At 64.2% G+C, this 20,821-nt stretch carries 29 protein-coding genes and 1 riboswitch; of the genes, 9 read left to right on the top strand and 20 right to left on the bottom strand.

The window, feature by feature from the left end:
- The first annotated feature begins 50 nt into the window (after positions 1-50).
- Positions 51-419, top strand: coding sequence for a DUF1905 domain-containing protein (locus ABID26_RS01590; protein WP_354413443.1), 369 nt, complete (start codon positions 51-53; stop codon positions 417-419).
- Positions 420-422: 3 nt separating this feature from the next.
- Here ABID26_RS01590 and ABID26_RS01595 read toward each other — a convergent pair whose 3' ends face one another.
- Positions 423-644 carry a hypothetical protein gene (locus ABID26_RS01595; protein ID WP_126101077.1) on the bottom strand — a complete coding sequence of 74 codons (222 nt, stop codon included), beginning with the start codon at positions 642-644 and terminating at the stop codon, positions 423-425.
- Between the two features lie 182 nt (positions 645-826).
- On the opposite strand from ABID26_RS01595, the gene ndk reads away from it, so the two are divergent.
- Positions 827-1,249, top strand: coding sequence for a nucleoside-diphosphate kinase (gene ndk / locus ABID26_RS01600; RefSeq protein ID WP_095808731.1), 423 nt, complete (start codon positions 827-829; stop codon positions 1,247-1,249).
- A gap of 170 nt (positions 1,250-1,419) precedes the next feature.
- Positions 1,420-1,626, top strand: coding sequence for a hypothetical protein (locus ABID26_RS01605; RefSeq protein ID WP_292300247.1), 207 nt, complete (start codon positions 1,420-1,422; stop codon positions 1,624-1,626).
- A gap of 18 nt (positions 1,627-1,644) precedes the next feature.
- Here the strand turns inward: ABID26_RS01605 and ABID26_RS01610 are convergent, their stop codons facing one another.
- The 3 genes from ABID26_RS01610 to crcB (ABID26_RS01620) are packed head-to-tail and all read right to left on the bottom strand — an operon-like array spanning position 1,645 to position 2,825.
- Entirely contained in the window at positions 1,645-1,983 is a 339-nt protein-coding gene (locus ABID26_RS01610) for a DUF190 domain-containing protein (RefSeq protein WP_126101079.1), read from the bottom strand.
- Between the two features lie 14 nt (positions 1,984-1,997).
- Positions 1,998-2,426 carry a fluoride efflux transporter CrcB gene (crcB, locus tag ABID26_RS01615; protein ID WP_126101080.1) on the bottom strand — a complete coding sequence of 143 codons (429 nt, stop codon included), beginning with the start codon at positions 2,424-2,426 and terminating at the stop codon, positions 1,998-2,000.
- Between the two features lie 6 nt (positions 2,427-2,432).
- Positions 2,433-2,825 (bottom strand): fluoride efflux transporter CrcB, encoded by a 393-nt coding sequence (gene crcB, locus ABID26_RS01620; RefSeq protein WP_354413449.1) that lies wholly within the window; start codon positions 2,823-2,825, stop codon positions 2,433-2,435.
- Between the two features lie 98 nt (positions 2,826-2,923).
- Positions 2,924-2,986, bottom strand: a riboswitch (Fluoride riboswitch).
- A 244-nt stretch (positions 2,987-3,230) separates the two neighbouring features.
- On the opposite strand from crcB (ABID26_RS01620), the gene ABID26_RS01625 reads away from it, so the two are divergent.
- Positions 3,231-4,373 carry a helix-turn-helix transcriptional regulator gene (locus ABID26_RS01625; RefSeq protein ID WP_354413451.1) on the top strand — a complete coding sequence of 381 codons (1,143 nt, stop codon included), beginning with the start codon at positions 3,231-3,233 and terminating at the stop codon, positions 4,371-4,373.
- A gap of 97 nt (positions 4,374-4,470) precedes the next feature.
- Positions 4,471-5,319: a DUF1194 domain-containing protein gene (locus ABID26_RS01630; RefSeq protein ID WP_354413454.1), complete on the top strand. Its 849-nt coding sequence runs from the start codon at positions 4,471-4,473 to the stop codon at positions 5,317-5,319.
- A gap of 61 nt (positions 5,320-5,380) precedes the next feature.
- On the opposite strand, the gene ABID26_RS01635 is transcribed toward ABID26_RS01630, so the two are convergent.
- The 7 genes from ABID26_RS01635 to ABID26_RS01665 form a co-directional block, all read right to left on the bottom strand.
- Complete coding sequence (locus ABID26_RS01635; protein ID WP_126101084.1) at positions 5,381-5,650, bottom strand: hypothetical protein; 270 nt, start codon at positions 5,648-5,650, stop codon at positions 5,381-5,383.
- Positions 5,651-5,842: 192 nt separating this feature from the next.
- Positions 5,843-6,610: a YbaY family lipoprotein gene (locus ABID26_RS01640; RefSeq protein WP_354413456.1), complete on the bottom strand. Its 768-nt coding sequence runs from the start codon at positions 6,608-6,610 to the stop codon at positions 5,843-5,845.
- Positions 6,611-6,689: 79 nt separating this feature from the next.
- Positions 6,690-7,169 carry a molybdenum cofactor biosynthesis protein MoaE gene (locus ABID26_RS01645; protein WP_354413459.1) on the bottom strand — a complete coding sequence of 160 codons (480 nt, stop codon included), beginning with the start codon at positions 7,167-7,169 and terminating at the stop codon, positions 6,690-6,692.
- Between the two features lies 1 nt (position 7,170).
- Positions 7,171-7,428 (bottom strand): molybdopterin converting factor subunit 1, encoded by a 258-nt coding sequence (moaD, locus tag ABID26_RS01650; RefSeq protein WP_354413461.1) that lies wholly within the window; start codon positions 7,426-7,428, stop codon positions 7,171-7,173.
- Between the two features lies 1 nt (position 7,429).
- A complete protein-coding gene (gene pgsA / locus ABID26_RS01655) occupies positions 7,430-8,026 on the bottom strand; it encodes a CDP-diacylglycerol--glycerol-3-phosphate 3-phosphatidyltransferase (RefSeq protein WP_059186210.1) in 597 nt (198 codons plus the stop codon).
- A gap of 105 nt (positions 8,027-8,131) precedes the next feature.
- A complete protein-coding gene (uvrC, locus tag ABID26_RS01660; protein ID WP_354413465.1) occupies positions 8,132-10,222 on the bottom strand; it encodes an excinuclease ABC subunit UvrC in 2,091 nt (696 codons plus the stop codon).
- On the bottom strand, positions 10,219-10,983 hold the full coding sequence (locus ABID26_RS01665) for an SDR family oxidoreductase (protein ID WP_126101089.1): 765 nt from the start codon (positions 10,981-10,983) through the stop codon (positions 10,219-10,221). Before ABID26_RS01665 ends, uvrC begins: the two co-directional genes overlap by 4 nt.
- 412 nt (positions 10,984-11,395) lie before the next feature.
- On the opposite strand from ABID26_RS01665, the gene ABID26_RS01670 reads away from it, so the two are divergent.
- Positions 11,396-12,052: an outer membrane protein gene (locus ABID26_RS01670; protein WP_126101090.1), complete on the top strand. Its 657-nt coding sequence runs from the start codon at positions 11,396-11,398 to the stop codon at positions 12,050-12,052.
- A 164-nt stretch (positions 12,053-12,216) separates the two neighbouring features.
- Here the strand turns inward: ABID26_RS01670 and ABID26_RS01675 are convergent, their stop codons facing one another.
- The 5 genes from ABID26_RS01675 to ABID26_RS01695 all read right to left on the bottom strand — a co-directional run bounded on the left by ABID26_RS01675 (position 12,217) and on the right by ABID26_RS01695 (position 15,521).
- Complete coding sequence (locus ABID26_RS01675) at positions 12,217-12,648, bottom strand: GFA family protein (protein WP_354414217.1); 432 nt, start codon at positions 12,646-12,648, stop codon at positions 12,217-12,219.
- A gap of 100 nt (positions 12,649-12,748) precedes the next feature.
- Positions 12,749-13,129: a TfoX/Sxy family protein gene (locus tag ABID26_RS01680; protein ID WP_292371523.1), complete on the bottom strand. Its 381-nt coding sequence runs from the start codon at positions 13,127-13,129 to the stop codon at positions 12,749-12,751.
- Positions 13,130-13,356: 227 nt separating this feature from the next.
- Positions 13,357-13,953 (bottom strand): glutathione S-transferase family protein, encoded by a 597-nt coding sequence (locus ABID26_RS01685; protein ID WP_292300222.1) that lies wholly within the window; start codon positions 13,951-13,953, stop codon positions 13,357-13,359.
- Between the two features lie 264 nt (positions 13,954-14,217).
- Positions 14,218-14,565: a hypothetical protein gene (locus tag ABID26_RS01690; RefSeq protein WP_354413470.1), complete on the bottom strand. Its 348-nt coding sequence runs from the start codon at positions 14,563-14,565 to the stop codon at positions 14,218-14,220.
- A 425-nt stretch (positions 14,566-14,990) separates the two neighbouring features.
- On the bottom strand, positions 14,991-15,521 hold the full coding sequence (locus tag ABID26_RS01695) for a DinB family protein (RefSeq protein ID WP_292340984.1): 531 nt from the start codon (positions 15,519-15,521) through the stop codon (positions 14,991-14,993).
- Positions 15,522-15,590: 69 nt separating this feature from the next.
- Between ABID26_RS01695 and ABID26_RS01700 the strand changes: the two genes are divergently transcribed.
- Complete coding sequence (locus tag ABID26_RS01700; protein WP_354413474.1) at positions 15,591-16,217, top strand: TetR/AcrR family transcriptional regulator; 627 nt, start codon at positions 15,591-15,593, stop codon at positions 16,215-16,217.
- Between the two features lie 28 nt (positions 16,218-16,245).
- On the opposite strand, the gene ABID26_RS01705 is transcribed toward ABID26_RS01700, so the two are convergent.
- Together ABID26_RS01705 and ABID26_RS01710 are read right to left on the bottom strand one after the other, a co-directional pair.
- Entirely contained in the window at positions 16,246-17,082 is an 837-nt protein-coding gene (locus ABID26_RS01705) for a DMT family transporter (RefSeq protein WP_292300216.1), read from the bottom strand.
- A complete protein-coding gene (locus ABID26_RS01710) occupies positions 17,079-17,660 on the bottom strand; it encodes a TetR/AcrR family transcriptional regulator (RefSeq protein ID WP_292300215.1) in 582 nt (193 codons plus the stop codon). Before ABID26_RS01710 ends, ABID26_RS01705 begins: the two co-directional genes overlap by 4 nt.
- 223 nt (positions 17,661-17,883) lie before the next feature.
- On the opposite strand from ABID26_RS01710, the gene ABID26_RS01715 reads away from it, so the two are divergent.
- Positions 17,884-18,288, top strand: coding sequence for a YciI family protein (locus ABID26_RS01715; protein WP_292300213.1), 405 nt, complete (start codon positions 17,884-17,886; stop codon positions 18,286-18,288).
- A complete protein-coding gene (locus tag ABID26_RS01720) occupies positions 18,285-19,535 on the top strand; it encodes an RNA polymerase sigma factor (protein ID WP_292300211.1) in 1,251 nt (416 codons plus the stop codon). Before ABID26_RS01715 ends, ABID26_RS01720 begins: the two co-directional genes overlap by 4 nt.
- Positions 19,536-19,765: 230 nt before the next feature.
- Here the strand turns inward: ABID26_RS01720 and ABID26_RS01725 are convergent, their stop codons facing one another.
- Positions 19,766-20,218, bottom strand: coding sequence for a hypothetical protein (locus tag ABID26_RS01725; RefSeq protein WP_292340979.1), 453 nt, complete (start codon positions 20,216-20,218; stop codon positions 19,766-19,768).
- 109 nt (positions 20,219-20,327) lie between these two features.
- Positions 20,328-20,690: a DoxX family protein gene (locus ABID26_RS01730; RefSeq protein ID WP_292300207.1), complete on the bottom strand. Its 363-nt coding sequence runs from the start codon at positions 20,688-20,690 to the stop codon at positions 20,328-20,330.
- Between the last annotated feature and the right edge of the window lie 131 nt (positions 20,691-20,821).

Here is a 20,821-nt window from a genome sequence, read left to right on the forward strand (position 1 = left end):
AAACCGCTACGCACTTTTGGGCGACATGCAGAAGTCCTTGCTTTTGATGCATGTCGTTCTCCCAAAACCGCTACGCACTTTTGGGCGACATGCATCAGGAGGCCGCGAGCGGCAGGATCGTGATGCTGCGTTATGAGATGCAGGCCGAGATCTGGGTCTATCCCGGCAAGGGCGGTTGGCATTTCGTGACGCTGCCGCCCGAGTTCGCGGCGCGGATCAAGGCGGCGATGGCGGGGTTGGCGCGGCCCTGGGGCTCGCTCGGCGTGACGGCCGTCATCGGCAAGACAAGATGGAGCACATCGCTCTTCCCCGACAAGACGTCGGGCAGCCTGCTTCTACCGGTCAAAGCCTCGGTGCGACAGCGTGAAGGGCTGAAGGCCGGCGACATAGCGGCATTGACCATAGAGGTCGAGCTTTAGCATCTATCTCGGCGCATCCTTGTTTGGCGTATCGTTGTCGACCAGCCTGACGCAGATCGGATCGCCCTGCTCCATCTGCGTGCACTGCCATTCCGGGCCGAAACCGAAATTCTCGTTCCGCTTCAGGCCGCGAAAAAGCAGCAGCAGAAGGACGACGATACCAACAAGGACGACCACGAACAGAACGCCGGTGATGTCACCTGGTCTGAGGTGAGGCCAGTTCATTGTCTGCCTCCGGGTCCCTGGCGGGATCGCTTTTGGCTTGCGCGTGCAAGCGCTGCATTGTCGCGCAACGAGCACGCTTTGGCCAGAGCAGGCGAGGCAAGCCGCCTCCCCTTGGCAAGCCGCCAAGCGGCTTGTATAGAGCCCGCCACTCCAATTTCCATTCCCAGAACAAGGACGACCCAATGGCGATCGAACGCACCTTCTCCATGATCAAGCCCGACGCGACCAAGCGCAATCTGACCGGCGCCATCACCAAGATGCTGGAAGACGCGGGCCTGCGCGTCATCGCGTCCCGCCGCGTGTGGATGAGCCGCCGCGAGGCCGAAGGCTTCTACGCCGTCCACAAGGATCGCCCGTTCTTCGGCGAGCTGGTCGAATTCATGTCGTCGGGCCCGACAATCGTGCAGGTGCTGGAGGGCGAAAACGCCATTGCCAAGAACCGCGATGTGATGGGCGCCACCAACCCGGCCAACGCCGCCGAGGGCACCATCCGCAAGGTGCATGCGCTGTCGATCGGCGAGAATTCGGTGCACGGCTCGGACGCGCCGGAAACAGCCGCGCAGGAGATCCGCTACTGGTTCTCCGACACCGAAATCGTCGGCTGAGCCGGAAGTTTCGGCTTTGCAATGAAGGCGGCCTCGGGCCGCCTTTTTTGTCGCAATGGACTGGGCGGGCAGGCAAAGGCGCCCTACGTGAAGCTGATCGGCGACAGATGACAAGGGCGTCGCCGGCTGTGAGCGACCATCGCGCTTCCGCCCGTGAGTAGGAGGGAAGCATGACCAGTCACCATGTTTCCAAAAGCGGCGTTGCGTATCCGGACGATCTCGTCTTGTTGAAGCGTATCTATGACCAGGTCTGCGAAGAGCGGGGCATTATCCCCGGCAGCCCGGAGGCATCGGAGCTGGCGGTCCAGGCCATGAGGCTGTTTTCGGCCGGCATTTTCGACGAAGACACGATCGGTCGCCGTCTTCGCCATGGCTGATCGAATGGTCAGTCGGGTTCAATCCCCGTCGCCGTAGCGGATAACCTCGACCTTCTCCCTGGTAATCAGGCAGCTGTTGGTCAGCGCCTTGATCTGAGGGATCAGCGCATCGATCTTCTCCGGCGCATCGACGATCTCGACGACGATGGGCAGGTCCTGCGACAGCCGCAGGATCTTGGCGGTATGGAGCACGCTCGAACGGCCGAATCCGAGCGGCCCCCTGAGCACGGTCGCGCCCGCCATGCCGGTTTCGCGTGCCTTGATGACGATCGCCTCGTGCAGCGGCGTGCCGTCGGCCGCCCTGTCGTCCTCGCCAAAGAAGATCCTGAGCAGCACGCATTGGCTGGGAAGTTCCATGTTCTCCTCCCTGATCACCTGGTGATCGGCAAGCGGTTGAACCTGGCCGCCATGAGATAGCCGAGCCAGGCCGAAGCAAGCGACAGCACCACCACACTGACAAGATAGGTCGCGGCGAGGCCGAGGTCGCCCTCGAAAAGCAGGATGAAGGTGTCGAGGCTCATGGCCGAGAAGGTGGTGAGGCCGCCGCAGAAGCCGCCGGTGACGAACTGGCGGCCGACCGGGCCGACCATCAGGCGTCCGTCCGGCCGGGTCAGCGTGGCGAAGAGCATGATCACAAAGGAGCCGACCACGTTGACGAAGGCAGTGGCGTAAAGCGCGCTCAAGCCCAGCAGCGAGACGATTACATAGGCTGAGAGAAAGCGCACCAGCGAGCCGATCGCCGCACCGCAGCCGACCGAGAGATAGAGGCGGAACTCTGTCTGCCTGTCGTTTCCTGACATGACGCCCTACCCCGCCATCCGCACGACAGCCCAAAAGCCGAGCGCAACGGCAAGCATGCAGAGCGCCGCCGAGGCGGCGGCGTTGAAGAAGGCGAGACGCCGCTCGCCATCGAGCGCCAGGTTCAGTGTCTGCAGGCAGAAGGACGAGACCGTTGTGTAGCCGCCGAACAGGCCGACCACGATCAGGTCACGCACCAGTTCGGCGGAGAAGACGCCGCCGATCGCCCGCGCCGCGCCGGCGAAGGCGCCGATGGCGAGCGCGCCGGAGACGTTGACCGCCAGCGTGCCCCAGGGAAAAGTCTCGCCGACGCTGCGGCCGACAAGGCCCGACAGGAAGAAGCGGGAAATGCCGCCGCAAAATCCGCCGGTCAGGACCAGGGCGCAAGCCGCAAGGGTCATCGCTTCAATGCCTTTCCAAAGGCGATTCCGCGCAGGAATCACGTCGCAGAAGACAGGCATGTCGCGAGCGGAAAAACAGACCCCGCCGCGCGAAAGCACGCCTGGCAGGAGTCATCAGCCCAAACGGGCGGTTTCGGGGGAACCCCATCCCCATTTTGCACCGGCAAATTAGGTGCTTCCGCCATCCCGGTCAATCGGCTGGAAGAAGTTGGCAGGCGCGTCGAAATGGCGATGCCATGAATTTGCAATGGAACGACAAAGGCCGTGATTCACAACTCACTCCGAGGACATCGTACTTTGACTACGGCCGCCGCTGCATCGCCTTGTTTGCTTGTGATTTTTCGCACCCGTAAGCCTGTGCTAATATGGATGTGCGGTAGCCCATCCATCACAAAGGTCAGTCAAATGGCTGCCAACCGGGGAATTGCGGCCGCGATCGAGGATTGCTACGACGCCGCCTTCGAATTCGGGCGGTGGCCACGGGCCCTGCAAAACCTGGCCGATTCCCTGGGCGTGACGAGTTGCGCTATCCGCACCCACGATAACACGCATCCGTTCCGCAGCGATCAACGCAAGCGAACCAGACCGACGCCGGACTCACTGGAACACGCCGAATTCACGGAGCTCTGGGTCGAGAACGCCCGAGACGCGCCCGACCCGCATCCGGAAAGGGAGCCGCGGCTGCCGAAACCGGTGCCCTGCTTCACCGTTGAAGACGAAATCTCCACGCCGGAGGAAAGAAGGTTCCTGCCCTATTATCAGGAGACAGCGCGTCCGGGGCATCGCGAATTGTGGGCCGCAGTTGTCTTCCCGGTCAGGCGACGCAAATGGGTGCTGTCGATGTACCGCGATGCCAAAAAGGGGTGTCCTTTTGACATGTCCGAGGCCGATCAGTTCCTGCGCGTGGCGCCGGACCTGGCCCGCATCATTAGTCTGGCCGAGAAGATCTGGGATGTTTCGCTCGACCCGGCACTGGCCGTGCTCGACCAGTTCAACTGCGCCGCAGCACTGCTCGATAGCCGTGGCTGGCTGAGGCGTTGCAACGAGCACGCCGGCAGCTTGTTTGGTTCCGGCATCGTGGTCCGGCATGGTCGCATCCACGCGACAGATCGCGAGAGCGATTCACGTCTTCAAAGGATGATTCAGGCTGCCGTTGCATGCGCGCAGGATGAAACGTTTCTGGCAGAGCCGGAAGTCGTCACCCGCGACGGATCGTTCTGGCTGCTAGCCGAGGTCGTGCCGATGACGTCCTTCGCGCGCGATCTGTTCAATGGCGGCGATTTTCTGCTTTGCTTCACCGATCTCGTCGGCCAACAGTCGCCATCGGCGCGGTTGCTGCGCCAGGCTTTCCATCTCACGGCGGCCGAGGCGCGGCTGGCGTCCAGCCTTACCACAGGCGACGGCATCAAGGCAGCAAGCGCGCGACTGGCGATTGGGCGTGAGACGGCCCGAACCCAGCTTAGGGCGATACTCGCCAAAACGGGAACGCACCGCCAGGCCGAGCTCACGGCGTTGCTCGCGCGCTTGGGCACGCCGTCACGGCATTGACCGCCTTCACCCGTTCAGGTGAAGCGCGCAACCATCTGCCAACGCATATTTCCCATCCGAATAGCCGATATCGCGCCCGAGCGGCGGGCTGTGCCGGATGGCGAAGATGTTTGGTCGGAAAAATAAACCCATCCCGCGACCACGGCCGCCAGGATCTTGTCCTTTGGCATTGGCAGTCCTCGCCAGTATCCCCTGCTCGCAATTGGCGGCCTCAGGGCTCGAAAAGAGCGGCGTTGATCTCGAACTTGTCCTCGCCGTCGACGTATCCTCCTCGATGAGTCTTCGCGAGCAGCAGATCCAGCGCGATGGCTACGTCAGCGCATTTCGTCATCCCGACATTGCAAGGGCGATTGGATCGGGCATGTATGGCGCGATCGCGGTCTCTTATCTTGAGTGGGCCGGGCCGGGGCATCAGACCGTCCTCCTTCCATGGACAATCCTCGGCAGTCCGGAGCAAGCCAAGCGCTTTGCAGACGCCCTCGCCACGAAGCCGATCGCCGCCGAGGCTGGCACGTCGATCTCGGGCGGCCTGCTGGCGGCGGCCGGTCTGTTGGCGCATAGCCAAGCTGCGGCCGGGCGCCGGGTGATCGACATATCCGGCGATGGCCCGAACAATGCCGGTCCGCCGGTCGGGCCGATACGGGATATGCTGACAGGCCTGGGTATCACCATCAACGGCCTGCCGGTGTCGCTGCCGGGCGCCGGCTCCAATGGTTTTCAATCCTTCGGCGGGCAGTATCTGTCGCTCTACTACGAGCATTGCGTGATAGGCGGACCGGACGCATTCGTGATCGGAATCGACGATCTCGCCATGTTCGAAGTCGCGATCCGCCGGAAGCTGCTTCTCGAGATCGCCGGCCAGCCGGCGCGACCCAAGTTCGCTTCCTATCCAAGACCGGGGACCGTGACGTTCGACTGTTCGATGCCAGGAACCGCTCCGCGCTAGCTGTCTCACGACAGCCCGCTCCGCAGCAAGAAAACCCGCCGCCCCCCGCGGCGGGCCGATGTTATTTCGCTTGGCGCTCTTTCACATTCGCATGATCGTTCGCCGCGTCGGTGTCGGTGGCCGGCGTCTTGGTCTCCTCGCCGGTGAACGGACTGCCCTGCCCGGGCGCGAGGTCGCCGCTGTGGCCGGCCTTGTTGGTCTGGAAAGGCTGGCCGTCGGGGCTTAGGCCATGCAGGGTGGCATTGAACAGGTGGTCGTCCGCCCTGGCAAAGCCGGCGAAGGCAATCAGCGATACACCGGCGGCGGCAAGGATGAGCGCGTGTTTTTTCATATCTGGTCTCCTTTGAGTGGCCAGATCGAGCCGCGCATTCGGTCTGGCGGCTTCAGTGAAGGGACATCGTCCCTTTTGCCTGCCCGCCTTATGGGAAAGTCAACGCATCTGCGGTGCGGATTATTCCCGGTGCGGACGCGAGACGCTGCTTCGCGATTCTTCGCGCGGACGCCTCAAGCGTCCGTCGAGACCTCAGCTCGCGGCATTGAAGCGCAGGATCACGCGGTCGTCCTTGTCGGCGATGAGGAGCTTGCCGGCGTCGACATGGTATGACGCCGCCTTGCCGAGCGCGTTGAACAGCGCCCGCTCCTGCGCCATCACATCCGGCGCGCAGGCCATCTTGGTCGAGCCGATGTCGCCGATGGCGATCTTGTTCCCTTCCACCGTGGCGGTGGCGAAGTAGGTGTTGCACGGGCCCTTGCCGCCCGCCTTGCCAGCTTCGCCGACGCGGAACGTCGCCTGCGGTTCGGCGATGACACCGATGCCGTCGATATACTCTATGAGCCAGCTTTGGCCGTAGAGCGCCGCGGTATCTGGTTCGGTGGCGGGCGCCGCCATCTTCAGCACGAGGATTTGCGGCTTGCCATCCAGCGGATCGACCTGATGGCGCGTGTCGGTGGTGAACAACAGCCGGCCGTCGACGGTAATGCGGGCCTGCAGCGCATAGGTCCTGCCGGGCTTGATTGCGGTGGGGTCGAAGCTGATCTCGAATTTGATCGGCACCTGGCCGGCCGGCACGATCTTGCGCTGGCCGACGATCGTCGCCGGCGCGTCAGCCAGCGAAATATCGGCGAGCTCGACCGAAAGCACCGCATCGGGCGGCAGCGCGATGCGCTCGCGATAGGTAACTTCACCTGTCAGCTTCTTTTCGGCGGCACTGGTGAGCTCCGGCACGGCAAGCACGCCGACCAACAGCGGCACCAGGCCGAAGATGAAGAATTCCGCAATCCTGTCCAGCATGACCCTGCTCCGCCAAGCAAATCAAACCGATTTGCAAGGTCGGGAAGGATTGCGGTCAATCAATGACCGCGGCCGGAATTTACCGGTCTGATACCTTCCAACGGTCGGCGGCTTCGTCGTCGGCTTCCTTGGCTTCCACCCAGCCGCCCTCGGAGCCGTCGGCACGGTGCTCCTTCTTCCAGAAAGGCGCGCGCGACTTCAGGTAGTCCATCAGGAAATTCGCCGCCTCGAAGGCCGCCTGCCGGTGCGCGGAGGCGGCCACCACCAGCACGATATTCTCGCCGGGCGCGATCTTGCCGTGACGGTGGATGACGGTGAGCCCCTGCAGCGGCCAGCGCGCAATTGCCTCGGCGGCGATGCGGCCGATCTCGGCCTCGGCCATGCCGGGATAATGCTCGAGCTCGAGCGCCGCGAGCGCGCCCTCTTCGTCGCGGCAGAGGCCGGAGAAGGTGACTACGGCGCCGATGTCGGCGCGGCCCTTCGTCAGGGCGGCGATCTCGGCGGCGACGTCGAAATCCTCGCGCTGGACGCGGATGGCCGGCACGACGGCGTCCGCCATCTCAGCCCCCGGTCATCGGCGGAAACAGCGCGATCTCGCGCGCGCCCGCGATTTTGTCGCGGTGACCGACATGTTCCTGGTTGATGGCGACGCGGATGACGTCCGGATATTGCAGCGCGTTTTCGTATTCCGCGCCGCGCGACCTCAGCCAGCGCAAAAGGTCGGCGACGGTCTCGATGCCGGCCGGCAGCTCGACATCCTCTTCCGGCTTGCCGATCCGCTCGCGTACCCAGGCGAAATAGATGAGCTTGGTGGACATATCACTCGTCCATGATGTGTTTCAGGCCGGCGCGGAAATAATCGTAGCCGGTGTAGAGGGTGACGAGCGCCGCGATCCACAGCAGCACCAGGCCGATCTGGGTGGTCAGCGGGAAGATCTTGTCGCCGGCCGGGCCGACGAGCAGGAAGGCGATGGCGACCATCTGGATGGTGGTCTTCCATTTGGCGAGCTGCGTCACCGGTACCGACACTTTCAGCGCGGCCAGATATTCGCGCAGCCCCGAGACCAGGATCTCGCGGCACAGGATGATGATCGCCGCCCAGAGCGACCAGCCGGCGATGCCTGCATGGCGGTCGGTATCGGCGGCAAGCAAAAGCAGGCAGGTCGCGACCAGAAGCTTGTCGGCGATCGGGTCCAGCATCTTGCCGATGTTGGAGGTCTGCTGCCAGGCGCGCGCGAAATAGCCGTCGAAATAGTCGGTGATGGAGGCGAGCAGGAAAATGACCAGCGCCGACCAGCGGGCGAAGTCGGACGACTTCAGATGGCCTTCGAGGAAAAAGCACAGCACCACCAGCGGCACCGCGATGATGCGGGCGTAGGTGAGGATGTTCGGCAGGTTGAAAGCGCGCTGGGCCATGTCTGATCGGGAACTCTTCTCCGCCTGCGTACTCAAATCAGAAGCCAATGTGGGGGGTCAACAGGCGAGATTCGATTGGTCGCCTGAAAATAGGCGCAAGAATGGTCAGCTGTCATGAAAATGGTTGTAGACCAGCTTCGCCACATGCTCGGAAATGCCATCGACCTTGACCAGGTCCTCGACCCCGGCGCGGCTGACCGCCTTGGCGGTGCCGAAAGCAAGCAGCAGCGCCCGCTTCCGGCCTGGACCGATGCCGGCGATCTCGTCGAGCGGGCTTTTCACCATCTCCTTCTTGCGGCGGGCACGGTGCGAGCCGATGGCGAAGCGGTGCACCTCGTCGCGTAGGCGCTGGACGAAATAAAGTACCGGGTCGCGCACCGGCAGCATGAAAGAGTCCCTGCCCTTGACGAAGAAGCGCTCGCGCCCGGCGTCGCGGTCCGGTCCTTTGGCTATGCCGATGGCGACGACGCGGTCCTCGATGCCGAGATCGGACAAGATCTTGCGCACCGCCGTCATCTGGCCCTGGCCGCCGTCGATGAGGATGACATCCGGCCAGGCCGGGAAGCTGCCGTTTCCGCCGACAAGGTCATCGGCCGCACCGTCCTCGGCTTCCGCGCCGCCCTCATCCGGAGACTGCGCGTCGCCGTGTTCCCTGAGCAGCCGTGAGAAGCGCCGCTCCATCACCTCGCGCATCATGCCGAAATCGTCGCCCGGCGTGATCTCGGTCGAGCGTATATTGAACTTGCGGTACTGGTTCTTCACGAAACCTTCCGGCCCGGCGACGACCATGGCGCCAACCGCGTTGGTGCCCATGATGTGCGAGTTGTCGTAGACCTCGATACGCACCGGCGGCTTTTCCAGGCCGAAGGTTTCGGCAAAGCCCGTGAGCAGCCGCGCCTGGGTCGAGGTTTCCGCCAGCCTGCGGCCGAGCGCCTCGCGGGCGTTCTGCAGCGCGTGGTCGGTCAGATCCTTCTTCTCGCCGCGCTGCGGCACCGAGATCGCTACCCTGCGGCCGGCGCGGGTGGAGAGCGCCTCGGCGAGCAGCTCCTGCTCCTGCACCGCTTGAGAGAGAAGCAGCGTCCGAGCCGGCAATTTGTCGTCGTAGAACTGCGCCAGGAAAGAGCCCAGCACCTCTGCCGGCTCCAGCGCCGGATCGGCCTTGGGGAAATAAGCGCGGTTGCCCCAGTTTTGGCCGGTGCGGAAGAAGAAGACCTGGATGCAGGTCTGGCCGCCTTCCTGGTGGATGGCGAAGACGTCCGCCTCCTCGACCGTCTGCGGGTTGATGCCCTGATGCGCCTGCACATGCGAGAGCGCCGCCAGGCGATCGCGATAGATGGCGGCGCGCTCGAAATCGAGCTCTGCCGAGGCCTGCTGCATGGCGGCCGAAATCTCGGTCTTCACCTTCTGGCTGCGGCCGGAGAGAAAATCCTTCGCCTCGGCGACCAGCCCGGCGTAGCCCTGATGCGAGATCTCGCCGGTGCAAGGGCCGGCGCAGCGCTTGATCTGATAGAGCAGGCAGGGCCGCGTGCGGTTCTCGTAGAAGGAATCCGTGCAGCTCCGCAACAGGAAGGCGCGCTGCAGCGAATTGATGGTGCGCCCGACCGCTCCGGCCGACGCGAAGGGACCGAAATAGTCGCCCTTGCGCGAGCGCGCGCCGCGATGCTTGTAGATGCCGGGCGAGACATGGTCGCCGGTGAGCAGAATGTAAGGGAACGATTTGTCGTCCCGCATCAGCACGTTGAAGCGGGGCCTCAGCCGCTTGATGAGGTTGGCCTCGAGCAGCAGCGCCTCGATCTCGGTGCGGGTGACGACGAACTCCATCGTCGCCGTCTCGCGCACCATGCGGCCGATGCGGGCGGTGTGGAAGCGCCCCTGCGCATAGTTGGTGACGCGCTTCTTCAGGCTGCGCGCCTTGCCGACATAGAGCACGTCACCGGCCGCATTCATCATGCGGTAGACGCCAGGCTGATTGGGCAGCCGCTTGACGAAAGTCTGGATCACCTCGGCGCCGACCATGCCGTCGGCATCGCCGGCATGCGGCGTCCAGTCGATCGCGGTGAAGGCGACATCCGGACCGGTGGGAACCGCTTCCGGCTCGACGATCTCCTCCGCTGCTTCATCCTCAATGTCGATATCGGGGTCGACATTGGGCGGCAAATCGTCGGCGGCGCCGTTTCTTTTGGCTGTGGGACTCATTCCACCATGCCTGTCACATCGGGCGTCTGCCATGCAAGATGCTGGCCGCCATCAAGCGCGATCATCTGGCCGGTGACGGAGCGCGCCTCCCAGAGATAGCGGATGGTGGCGCCGAATTCCGGCAATTGCGGGCCGCGCTTCAGGATCAGGCCTTCGACCTGCTTGCCGAAATCATCGTCGTCCTGGCGCTTGTTCTTCAGCGTCGGGCCGGGACCGATGGCGTTGACGCGAATGCGGGGCCCCAGCGCCTGCGCCAGCATCTGGGTCTGCGTCCACAGCGCCGACTTCGACAGCGCATAGGAGAAATAGCGCGGCGTCGGCCGCCAGACACGCTGGTCGATGATGTTGACGATCAGCCCGTCGGCGCCTTCCGGCAAGGCACGGGCAAAATTCTGCGCAAGCAGAGCCGGCGTCTTCACATGGATGGCGAAGTGGCGGTCCCAGGCCTGCCAGTCGAGATCCTCGATACGGTCGTCGACGAACAAAGAGGCATTGTTGACGAGCAGCGTGACCGGGCCAAGGGCGGCCTCGGAACGGCCGACGAGATCCCCGACCGCGTCCATGTCGGTGAGGTCGGCGGCAACCACGGCGGCGCGGCCGCCCTTCTCCCCGATGCGGCTGGCCAGGGTCTCGGCCTCGGCTCCAGAACGGTTGGCGTGGATGGCGACGGCAAAGCCGTGCGCGGCCAGATCCTCAACGATCGCCTTGCCGATCCTTCTCGCTCCACCCGTCACCAGCGCCACGCCAGCGTCTTCAATCATGTTGTCAATCCTCAATCGGCTTCACGATTCCGGGAAGCCGGCACAATATGACGGGCCAAGCGTTAAATGCCATTTCCACCTGGGGCAGGAATGTGGCGAAGCGGCCCGTACGCACGCTTGCCGGCCCAAAATCAGGGCGTCTCATAGCGCAATATATGTCGCCGGACCCCTTGAACCAAGCGGTGTGCAGCGCAACATGATTAACCTGCTGACATTCGCTGTTGCGAAGATGCAACGTCACCTTTCGGCCTTATTCGCGCCGGGGAATGACCCAAGTTCAGGTTAGCTTCAGCCGCATTTCAGCACGACATTTGGAACCGTTGAACGCCAGGCCCGTTTATCCCCCCGGACGGGCCGGGGCATTCATGAACATAAAAAGCCTCGTGTCTTGTGGCTTAAGGAGTAAACAACAATGCAAGCTAATCTCAAGTTTGCGCGGCCGCTGGCGGTTGCGCTCGGGCTCTTCGCCCTCGGCGGTACAGCCTATGCCGCAGACGTGGTTTCGGAAGAGCCGCCGGCACCCGCCCCGGTCGCCGAACTTCCCGTCGCCTCCTGGGCCGGCCCCTATGCCGGTATCAGCCTCGGCTACGGCTTCAGCGGCCATGCCGATGCCCGCGACGCCGGCGTCAACGTGAAGACCAAGGGCTTCATCGGCGGCGTCTTCGGCGGCTATCAATGGCAGCAGGAGAACTTCGTCTACGGCGCTGAAGCCGATATCGGCTACAATGGCGTCAAGGGCGACAGCGCCGGCATCGAGGCCAAGGGCGGCCTCGAAGGCTCGCTGCGCGCCCGTCTCGGCTATTCCGTCACCCCCGAGATCCTGCTCTATGGCACCGGCGGTCTCGCCGCCAAGAACCAGAAGATCACGGATAGCTTCACCTCCACCGACGAGAGCAAGGCGATGCTCGGCTGGACGGCCGGTGTCGGCACCGACATCAAGATCACCGACAACGTGTTCGGCCGCGTCGAGTACCGCTACACCGACTACGGCGACAAGGATTTTGGTGCCCTCGGCAACGTCAAGTCGAAGGACAACCGCGTCACCTTCGGCGTCGGTATGAAGTTCTAAGTCGTCCAAGCCACGACACGGAAAAGCCGGGCCTCGCGCCCGGCTTTTTTTGTATCTTTCTTAAAGCGCGTCTCATTGAAACGGATTCAGGCGACGCGCTTTAAGTCTTTGTTTTGATGCATGTCGTTGCCCCAGAACCGCTGCACACTTCTGGGCGACATGTATTAAGTCTTCAACGGCTCGACAACTGGAAGATCTGCCGGGGCCTGCTGGAAACCGTCATGGGCAGGAACCGACGGCAGCCGATCGAGCCATTTCGCGCGCGAGGGCATGAAGACCTGCGCGTCCGGCTGGTATTCGCCCGGATCGGTCAGCGTGGCGGCGTGAACATGGATTTCGGATGGCCATCTGTCCGAGCGGAAATAGAGCCTCGTGCCGCAGGACGGGCAGAACCCCCGAAACGTGCCCGGGCTGCTTTCGTAATGAACGATCTCGCCGCTCCAGTTCACATGTTCTGATCGCAACCCGAGGAAGGCCGTGAACGGAGCAGATGTGGCGCGTTGGCAATCCGCGCAGTGACAGACCAAGTTGCGTGTAACCACTCCGGAGCATGTCCAGGCGACTGCTCCGCACATGCACCGCCCCGCTAATACCATCGCTTCCTCCCGGCTGCGTGTTCGAAAGCCCCAGCCTATCAAGCCTGATGCTATTCCGAATACGGCAGATAGCTCGCGACGGCGCAGGCCGCGTTACGACTCAGGCGCGTTTCTTTGCGGCCTTTGTCGATTTGACCTTCGGCGGCAGCGTCTCGACGAAGGCCAGCGCGCGGTCGAGCCAGCCCCGGAGATCGGCATCCGTCGCGGTGCCCTCCGGCGCGACATGGACATAGCCTTCCATCGAGCGCCCGCCCATTTCCATCGGCCGCGCGTGCGGACGGGCGGCGGCCTCGCCATGCGCCTCCTTGCCGACGCGCACCAGCAAGCCTCGCTTCGAGGTGCCGATCAGCATGTTGCCGTTGATCATGAAGCAGGTGCCGCCGAACATTTTTTGTTCGGTGAATGCGCGCGAGCCAAGCGCCGCGCGCAGGCGCTCGACCATGGGGTCGACGGCGCTGGTTTTGGTGACTGACTTCGCCATGCTCACCGCCTCCGCGATTTGCGGGGGACAGGCAAGCACGGAAGGGGTGAAGGTTCAAGATGCTGATCTCCCCCCTTGAGAGGGAGATGTCGCCGAAGGCGACAGAGGGGGTCACCTCGCGTGGAGCGCCGACGCCTTTGGATGCGAGATGATGTTGGCGATTTACGTGAGACGACCCCCTCTGGCCTGCCGGCCATCTCCCCCTCAAGGGGGGAGAATGGCAGCCCTCACCCCGGCACGCATCCCTTCAACTCCGGATACTTCTCGTCGAAGCGGGCGGCCCAGCGGGTCAGCCGGCCGCGGCCCTTCTCCCACTGCCCGCCGAAGCGCAGCGAGAGATAGCCGAGGGCGGCGCGCAACGCCATCTGGCCGGCGGTGATCTTCTTCGGCAGTTTCGGCGGATTGACGTTGAGAAGGTCGAGCGCGGTGGTGATCTTCGCCCACTGACGGTCGAGCCAGGGCTGATAGACCATGGTGTCAGGGCGCATGCGCCTTTCATAGACCATCGACAGCGCGCAGTCGCAGATGCCGTCGGCCAGCGCCTCCAGCACTTCGGCCTCGAGCCTCTTGTCCGGATTGCGCGGGAAGAGCGCGTTCTTCGACAGCCGGTTGAGATGCTGGGTGATGGCGCGGCTGTCGTGGATCGAGCGGCCGTCCTCCAGCACCAGCACCGGGATCTTGCCCAGCGGATTGGCCGATATCAGCTCCGACGGCTTGTCCTCGGTCTTGACCGGCACGAGGTCGACGGCGATGCCGGCATAGGCGGCCGCCATGCGGACCTTCGAGCTGTAGGGTGACGAGGAGGCGTAGAGCAGCTTCGGCATGGTAGGGTTCCTGATTGTCCGGGCGCACTGTTGACCGAATGAGCGCAACAGGGCAACGGCCAGCACCACCAATCCCGATAGCCAATGCATGTTGCCGTCGCAGGCGCGCAACAAAAAAGCTCCCGGAAGTTTGCCGGATGGCAAAATTCCGGGAGCTTCAGGAGCGTGCGCCCCAACCTCGCCCCGCCATCACGCCGAACTGGCGAGAGGGGCACCTCAATAGCACCCGCCCTCACCTGTCGGTTCGCGCGCGAAGCTACGCGATTACTTCTTGGCAGGCGCCTTCTTTGCCGGCGCCTTCTTCACAGCTGCCGTCGACTTGGCGGCGGCGGCTTTCATCGGAGCCTTGGCGGCGGGCTTCGCCGCTGCCTTCGCGGCAGGCTTGGCGGCCGGCTTCTTGGCCGGAGCCTTGGCTGCTGCCTTGGCGGCGGGCTTCGCCGCGGCCTTGGCGGCCGGCTTCTTGGCGGCGGGCTTTGCCGCGGCCTTGGCCGGAGCCTTGGCGGCTGCCTTGGGTGCTGCTGCCTTCTTCACTGCAGGTTTCGCGGCAGCCTTAGCTGCCGGCTTCTTTGCCGGCGCTTTCGCCGCCGGCGCCTTGGTTGTCGTCTTTGCCATGCGATGCCCCTTGCGTTTTGCCGATGGTCGTGAGTGACCCGGCGTGCTCATGCATATCTGACTCGCGGCTATCTAGCCAGCGAAGCAACACAATGATTTTCAGTTATTGAATTTTGGTTACGCAAGGCGCGCTGACAAGGGTAATGACGCAAAAAACGACAGCGAATCTTTGTAAGTCGAAGTGAAACTGCATCTGCGAGCATTCCCAACGCTCTCTATCGCCCGATCATCCAGACATGCTCGCGCCTGGTAGAGAGCTGAATGTGAGCGCAATGCTCATAATGTAGAAGAAGCTGTGCGAGGACGGATTCATCTTGTCCAGCACAAAGATTTACAGGTCAGGTTGCAACAGAACCGAGCCAGAGCCGCGACAAATTTTGGCGCTCGAAAATGAGCTTATTGCTCGCATTCTTGCAACCGTAGCATCAAGCACCGAGCGGCCCTGGCTCGCAGTGCAGGCGACGCGAAGGCTCCACCTGATGCAGATGGACGGCATAGGTGTCCCAAGGCGGCGTGACCGCGATAGCGGCAAGCATCCGGCTGATCTCACCGCGGTGATAGCTGCCGTGCAGGACGACATGGGTCAGCATCTCCTGCCTGGTCATACAACCCTTGTCGCCGTCGGTGAAAATGAAGGCGACCGGCTCCGCAAGCCGTTGCTCCGAAACGGTTTCGACATAGTCGAGATACCAGCGGTCGCTTTCCGCCATGGCGGCGCGCAGCTCAGCCGGCTCCGGTGTCTCCTCGGTGTTGTCGCTCGCATAGCCGTGCGCAACGCCCGTGAGGTGCGCGGCAAATATCCGCGACACGACATGGATGTGGTTCATCAGCCTCAACGCGGCGCGGTGTTCCACCCCATTGCGGCGCCGGTCGAGACCGGCGAGTTTTTCCAAGAGCTCGTCATTGGCCCAGGTCTGGTAGGCGAGCAGGCTGCGCAGCAGTGTCGCGGCACTCATCTTTGGGCTCCGTTTGCAGTCGAGATAAATGTGAGTATCTTGCTTATATTCTCGGGAGACCCGGTCCGGATGTCTACTCGCATCGCAAAGCCAGCTCCACGCATGCGCAAGGAGCCGCGCCAGGCGCGCTCAGTCGCCACCGTAGAGGCGATCATTGAAGCAGGTGCTCGCGTTCTGAGCGAGATCGGCTGGGCGGGCTTCAGCACCAACAAGGTGGCCGAGGCCGCGGGCGTGAGCATCGGCTCGCTCTATCAGTACTTTCCCGACAAGCTCGCTCTGGTCGATGCGATCCGGCGCCGCCACTTCGACCATGTGCTGTCGGCCATCCGCGAAGCCGCGGCTGAGAAGAAGCCGCTCAGGCAATTCGCGCGCGAGCTGGTGCGCGGCATGATCGCCGCGCACAGCATTCACCCGACGCTGCATCAGGTGCTGCTCGACGAGGCGCCGGGAGATCGCGGCTCGCGCGCCGCGCATGCCTCGTTCCAGGCCCGCTACCTCGAGCATTATGCGGCGGCCGTCGCGCAATATCGCCGGCGCCTGAAGGACACCGAGACCGTGGCGCGCGTGCTCTCCTCCGCCGTCGAGGGCGTGATCCACAATGCGGCGCGCCGCAACATGCTCGATGCGCCGGAGTTGCACAAGCAACTCGGCGAACTGATCTGCGCCTATCTTTCCGGCCAGGGCGCGCGGGCTTGATGATGGCGCGATCCCGCAGCCGACGCCGTCACGACTGATAGCCGAGGCAGATCGCGCCGAGCGCGACGACGGCGCAGGCTCCGATACGTCGGGGTGTCAACGCTTCGCCGAGGAAGAACCGGCCGATGAAGGCAGCGAAGACGACGCTGGTCTCGCGCAGCGCGGCGATCGGCCCCGCCGGTCCCAGCGCGAAGGCAGCGACCACCGCGCCATAGGCCAGGAGCGCCAACAGCCCGCCGCCCAATGCCTTCCAGGTTGCGGGTGCGCGAAGGTCGATGGCGAGCCTGCCGCGCAGAGCAAGAAAGGTCGCTGATAGCAAGACGCTATAGATCAGCAGCACCCAGGCGGTATAGGCGATGCTGTCACCGGCGGCTCGCACGCCGATGGCATCGACGGTCGCGTAAGCCGCGATGATCGCGCCGGTGGCGAGCGCGTAGAGGATCGACGTCGCTGAGGCCCTGCCGCGCCCGAGCGACAGGCCCATGATGCCGCAGGCGACCAGCGCGACGCCGACGAGCTCCGGCGCGGTCAGCTGCTGACCGGCGAGCAGGAAGCCGCCAAGCGTGACCAGCAGCGGTACGCTGCCGCGCACGATCGGATAGACCTGCCCCAGTTCGCCATAGCGGTAGGCGGCGACCAGGAATACGCTGTAGCCAACCTGAAGGCCGGCCGAGAGCACGACATAGGGCCAGGCGGCCGCCGCCGGCAGCGAATGGAAAAGCGCCAACGGAACGGCCGCGGCAGCGCTCGAAAAGCTCATGACGGTAATCGTCCACAGCCGATCGGCTCCGGTGCGCAGAAAGGCGTTCCAGCTGGCATGCAGGATGGCCGCGAACAGCGCGAGCCCGACGACGGTCGCGTTCATTGCGGCACCCGCGCGCCGGCGAGGATGGCAGTAGCCGCCCTGCGGGCGTTGGCGATGGCGGTGGCCGCCTCTCCCATCTGGGCCATCAGCGTCGCGCCCTCGATCAGCATCAGCAACGCCGCCGCGGCTTCCTCGGCCTGCTCCGGTGGCAGCTCCTTTTCCAAGATAAAGCGCATGCGCGCCCGCAAGCCGTTCTTCTGGCGGACGGCGGCCTTGAACACCGGATGGTCGGGATCGCCGAACTCGGCGAGTGCGTGCGCGAACAGGCAGCCGTGGAAATCCGCATCGCGAAACCAGCGTTCGTGCCAGTCCAGGATCGTCGCGATCTTCGCCGCCGCCGTGTCCGCCGTCGCCGCCAGCCGGTCGAGCCGGCGTTCGAAACGCGCCGCGCGATGCTCCAGCACCGCGACGATCAGCTCGTCCTTCGCCGGGAAATGGCGGTACATCGTCATCTTGGCGATGTCGGCCTCGGCGATGATGCGGTCGACGCCGGTGGCGTGGAAACCGTCACGCTTGAATAGCGAATAGGCGGTGTCGACGACATGCTGGCGCTTGCCGGACGATGAAGAGGATGTCATGTCATCACCGTGATGAGACAGGTCTGTCTCTTTTAGGAAAGGCTTTCCTATTTGTCAATTACGGGGCTCGCTGCAGCCGCGTCGGAGCCTGAGGTGCCGGGGTTCGACCCAGGTGCCCTTCGCATCAGGGGCGGATCTTCCCTAATTTTTTCGCGCCACCGTCGATTCCGCCCGGCCTCGTTCGTCGTAGGATCGAAGCAACCCAACCGAAAGGAAGATACCCATGCGCTTCATGATGCTGATGATCCCCGGCGGCTACGCAACCGCGGCTCCTGACGTAATGCCCAGCGCCAAGGCGGTGGAGGAGATGATGAAATACAATGAGGCGCTGAAGCGAGCCGGCGTGCTGCTCGCGCTCGACGGGCTACATCCGCCGTCCGCGGGCGCGCGGGTCAGCTTCAAGGGCGGCAAGCCGGCCGTCACCGACGGTCCCTTCGCGGAGGTCAAGGAAGTGCTCGGCGGCTACTGGATGATCGACGTGCGCTCGCGCGAGGAGGCCGTCGAATGGGCGCGCCGCTGCCCCGCCGGGGAAAATGACGTCATCGAGATCCGCCGCGTCCAGGAAATGAGCGATTTCCCCGAAGACGTCCAGAAAGCGGCGGAAGGCTTCAGTGGGCTGAAGGCTTGACCACAAGCGCAACCGTCGAAGCAGTCTGGCGGATCGAGCAGCCGAAGCTCGCCGCCAGGCTCACTCGCTATCTGCGCGATGTCGGGCTGGCCGAGGAGGTGGTGCAGGATGCCTTCCTGCAGGCGCTGGAGCGCTGGCCGCGGGACGGCATCCCGCGCAACCCGGCCGCCTGGCTGACGCGGGTCGCCACCAACCGGGCGCTCGACCGGCTGCGCCGCACGGTGATGCTCGACGGCAAGCACCGCGAGCTCGCGATCGACCTCTCCGAGCTGGAGCGCGAGATGCCCGACATCGAGGCGGCGCTCGACGAGGACATCGACGACGACCTGTTGCGGCTGATCTTCACCGCCTGCCATCCGCTGCTGCCGGCCGAGCAGCGAGCGGCGCTTGCCCTGCGAATGTTGGGCGGGCTGTCGACGCCGGAGATCGCCCGCGCCTTCCTAGTGCCCGAAGCCACCGTCGCCCAGCGCATCGTGCGCGCCAAGCGGGCGCTGCGCGATGCCGGCATTGCGTTCGAGACACCGCGCGGAGAAGAGCGGCGCGAGCGTCTCGCCGCCGTGTTGGAGGTGGTCTACCTGGTCTTCAACGAAGGCTATGTGGCCTCGGCGGGCTTGGACTGGCTGCGCGCCGATCTCTGCAGCGAGGCGTTACGCCTCGGCCGCTCGCTGGCGGCGCTGATGCCGGAAGAGCCGGAGGCGCTCGGGCTGGTCGCCTTGATGGAGTTCAACGCCTCGCGCTTTGCCGCCCGCACCGACAGAGCGGGCAATCCGATCCTTTTGCTCGACCAGGACCGCAGCCGCTGGGACTGGTCGCTGATCCGGCGCGGTCTCGACGGCCTCAATCGCGCGATGGCGCTCACGCCGACACCTGGCCCTTATCTGCTGCAGGCGATGATCGCCGCCTGCCATGGCCGCGCGGTTAGCATGGCCGACACCGACTGGATCGCGATCGCCGCCTATTACCAGGCCCTTGCGCTGGCGGCGCCCTCGCCCATCGTCGAAGTCAACCGCGCGGTGGCGGTCGGCATGGCGTTCGGTCCGGCCCAGGGCCTCGCCGTCGCCGACGCGCTGCAAGACGAGCCGCGGCTCAGGGACTCGCATCTGTTGCCCACGGTCCGCGGCCATCTCTTGGAAAAGCTCGGACGAACAGAGGAAGCCCTGGCCGAATTCCACCGCGCCGCCGAACTGACAGGCAATGAGAGGGAGCGCGCCCTGCTGCTTGCGCGGGCCGCTGGCGGAGACGTTTGAGAGCAAGAACGAAGGATAGGTCGGCGGGACAGCGCCCCCCTCTGCCCTGCCGGGCATCTTCCCCACAAGGGGGGAGATCAGATGTCACGCGGGCTTTCGCCAATCTCGAACGTCTGAAGGAAGGCGGGGCCGGCGAAGCTGCTAATCTCCCCCTCGTGGGGGAGATGCCGGCAGGCCAGAGGGGGGCGCCGTAGAGCGCCTACTTCAACTGTCTGCCGGCCAGCAAAATATTACCGCAGAACGCGGCAACGGCCGTTATAGACCATCCAGCGGTCAAAGCCCGAGACGCAGAACTCCACATTGTCGCCGATCGAGGCAAAGCCCTGGCCTTCCTCGATCAGGTACCAGATGGTGCGGTCGCGGCCATCAGACAGGCTGACGGTGGCGCCGCAATAGCGGCGGCCGATCGGCCATTCGTCGCTCGCCGGCAAATAGCGATGCTGGTGAATGCGATGGAAGTCGGTGATCGCAACATCAGGCAGATGCGGCACGTGACGCACCTGATAAGAGAAGCGGCTGGTGATCTTGTTCAGCACCCAGGCCTCTCCGCAGACGCCACCGTCATCCTCTGTGTAGACGGCAAGGTCGGCGGCGTGCGCAGCCTGAGTGAAGCCAAGCGACGTGCCTAGCGGCGTCAAAAGCGAAATCAGCGCGGCAAGGGCGGAGTGAGCGAAGCGAGTCATGACAGCCTCTCGAGGTCGGGTGCGCGCACTGTGCGGATTCGCTCGGCGGCGGTCAAGCGATTGCGAAGACAATGGTTTCCGGAATGCATCGCTGGCAGGCGCGCGCCCGCTAACCCGCGCCGGCCAGCAGCAATCCGCCGATGACGGCCAGGTTGATCAGGAAGGCGTTGCGCAGCACCTGCCGCTCCGGCTCCTCGGAGGCCCAGAAGCGCAGCAGCATGAAATTCGCCGCCAGCGTGAACAGAACAAGCGCGCCGGCGGCAAACGGCACTGCGATGCCCCGCGCCAGCATCAGGCCGGCGACGATCTCGAGCGCCGAGCCGGCGGCCAGCATGAGGGTGGGAGCCGGGAATTTCCGGCTCGCCATATAGTCGCGCATCGCTTTGAACTTCAGGAAGTGCTCGATGCCGGCGAAGACGAACACGCCGCCGATGAGCAGCGCGCCTATCGCCTGGATGGTATCGATGGGCATGTCGGCCTCCTGCGGGCTTTTCCGCGGCTCAGAGACCGTTTCGAAATTCGCTCTGGTGAGCCATATGGTGGTGGTTTCGAGAACCGGAGCGCAGCGGACATTCAGGTCCGTGAGCACCGGAAGCGCAGAAA

Source organism: Mesorhizobium shonense (assembly GCF_040545255.1).
Taxonomy (GTDB): domain Bacteria; phylum Pseudomonadota; class Alphaproteobacteria; order Rhizobiales; family Rhizobiaceae; genus Mesorhizobium; species Mesorhizobium shonense.

Coding starts and splice junctions, on each gene's coding strand:
- ABID26_RS01590 (WP_354413443.1), top strand. CDS start 51: ATGTCGTTCTCCCAAAACCGCTACGCACTTTTGGGCGACATGCATCAG.
- ABID26_RS01690 (WP_354413470.1), bottom strand. CDS start 14,565: ATGGCAAAGACGACAACCAAGGCGCCGGCGGCGAAAGCGCCGGCAAAG.
- ABID26_RS01700 (WP_354413474.1), top strand. CDS start 15,591: ATGTCTACTCGCATCGCAAAGCCAGCTCCACGCATGCGCAAGGAGCCG.
- ABID26_RS01710 (WP_292300215.1), bottom strand. CDS start 17,660: ATGACATCCTCTTCATCGTCCGGCAAGCGCCAGCATGTCGTCGACACC.
- ABID26_RS01695 (WP_292340984.1), bottom strand. CDS start 15,521: ATGAGTGCCGCGACACTGCTGCGCAGCCTGCTCGCCTACCAGACCTGG.
- ABID26_RS01705 (WP_292300216.1), bottom strand. CDS start 17,082: ATGAACGCGACCGTCGTCGGGCTCGCGCTGTTCGCGGCCATCCTGCAT.
- ABID26_RS01675 (WP_354414217.1), bottom strand. CDS start 12,648: ATGGTATTAGCGGGGCGGTGCATGTGCGGAGCAGTCGCCTGGACATGC.
- ABID26_RS01665 (WP_126101089.1), bottom strand. CDS start 10,983: ATGATTGAAGACGCTGGCGTGGCGCTGGTGACGGGTGGAGCGAGAAGG.
- moaD (WP_354413461.1), bottom strand. CDS start 7,428: ATGTCCACCAAGCTCATCTATTTCGCCTGGGTACGCGAGCGGATCGGC.
- ABID26_RS01730 (WP_292300207.1), bottom strand. CDS start 20,690: ATGCCCATCGATACCATCCAGGCGATAGGCGCGCTGCTCATCGGCGGC.
- ABID26_RS01715 (WP_292300213.1), top strand. CDS start 17,884: ATGCGCTTCATGATGCTGATGATCCCCGGCGGCTACGCAACCGCGGCT.
- ABID26_RS01645 (WP_354413459.1), bottom strand. CDS start 7,169: ATGGCGGACGCCGTCGTGCCGGCCATCCGCGTCCAGCGCGAGGATTTC.
- ABID26_RS01680 (WP_292371523.1), bottom strand. CDS start 13,129: ATGGCGAAGTCAGTCACCAAAACCAGCGCCGTCGACCCCATGGTCGAG.
- crcB (WP_126101080.1), bottom strand. CDS start 2,426: ATGTCAGGAAACGACAGGCAGACAGAGTTCCGCCTCTATCTCTCGGTC.
- ABID26_RS01595 (WP_126101077.1), bottom strand. CDS start 644: ATGAACTGGCCTCACCTCAGACCAGGTGACATCACCGGCGTTCTGTTC.
- ABID26_RS01605 (WP_292300247.1), top strand. CDS start 1,420: ATGACCAGTCACCATGTTTCCAAAAGCGGCGTTGCGTATCCGGACGAT.
- ABID26_RS01685 (WP_292300222.1), bottom strand. CDS start 13,953: ATGCCGAAGCTGCTCTACGCCTCCTCGTCACCCTACAGCTCGAAGGTC.
- uvrC (WP_354413465.1), bottom strand. CDS start 10,222: ATGAGTCCCACAGCCAAAAGAAACGGCGCCGCCGACGATTTGCCGCCC.
- ABID26_RS01635 (WP_126101084.1), bottom strand. CDS start 5,650: ATGAAAAAACACGCGCTCATCCTTGCCGCCGCCGGTGTATCGCTGATT.
- pgsA (WP_059186210.1), bottom strand. CDS start 8,026: ATGGCCCAGCGCGCTTTCAACCTGCCGAACATCCTCACCTACGCCCGC.
- ABID26_RS01640 (WP_354413456.1), bottom strand. CDS start 6,610: ATGCTGGACAGGATTGCGGAATTCTTCATCTTCGGCCTGGTGCCGCTG.
- ABID26_RS01610 (WP_126101079.1), bottom strand. CDS start 1,983: ATGGAACTTCCCAGCCAATGCGTGCTGCTCAGGATCTTCTTTGGCGAG.
- crcB (WP_354413449.1), bottom strand. CDS start 2,825: ATGACCCTTGCGGCTTGCGCCCTGGTCCTGACCGGCGGATTTTGCGGC.
- ABID26_RS01625 (WP_354413451.1), top strand. CDS start 3,231: ATGGCTGCCAACCGGGGAATTGCGGCCGCGATCGAGGATTGCTACGAC.
- ndk (WP_095808731.1), top strand. CDS start 827: ATGGCGATCGAACGCACCTTCTCCATGATCAAGCCCGACGCGACCAAG.
- ABID26_RS01630 (WP_354413454.1), top strand. CDS start 4,471: ATGGCGAAGATGTTTGGTCGGAAAAATAAACCCATCCCGCGACCACGG.
- ABID26_RS01725 (WP_292340979.1), bottom strand. CDS start 20,218: ATGACTCGCTTCGCTCACTCCGCCCTTGCCGCGCTGATTTCGCTTTTG.
- ABID26_RS01670 (WP_126101090.1), top strand. CDS start 11,396: ATGCAAGCTAATCTCAAGTTTGCGCGGCCGCTGGCGGTTGCGCTCGGG.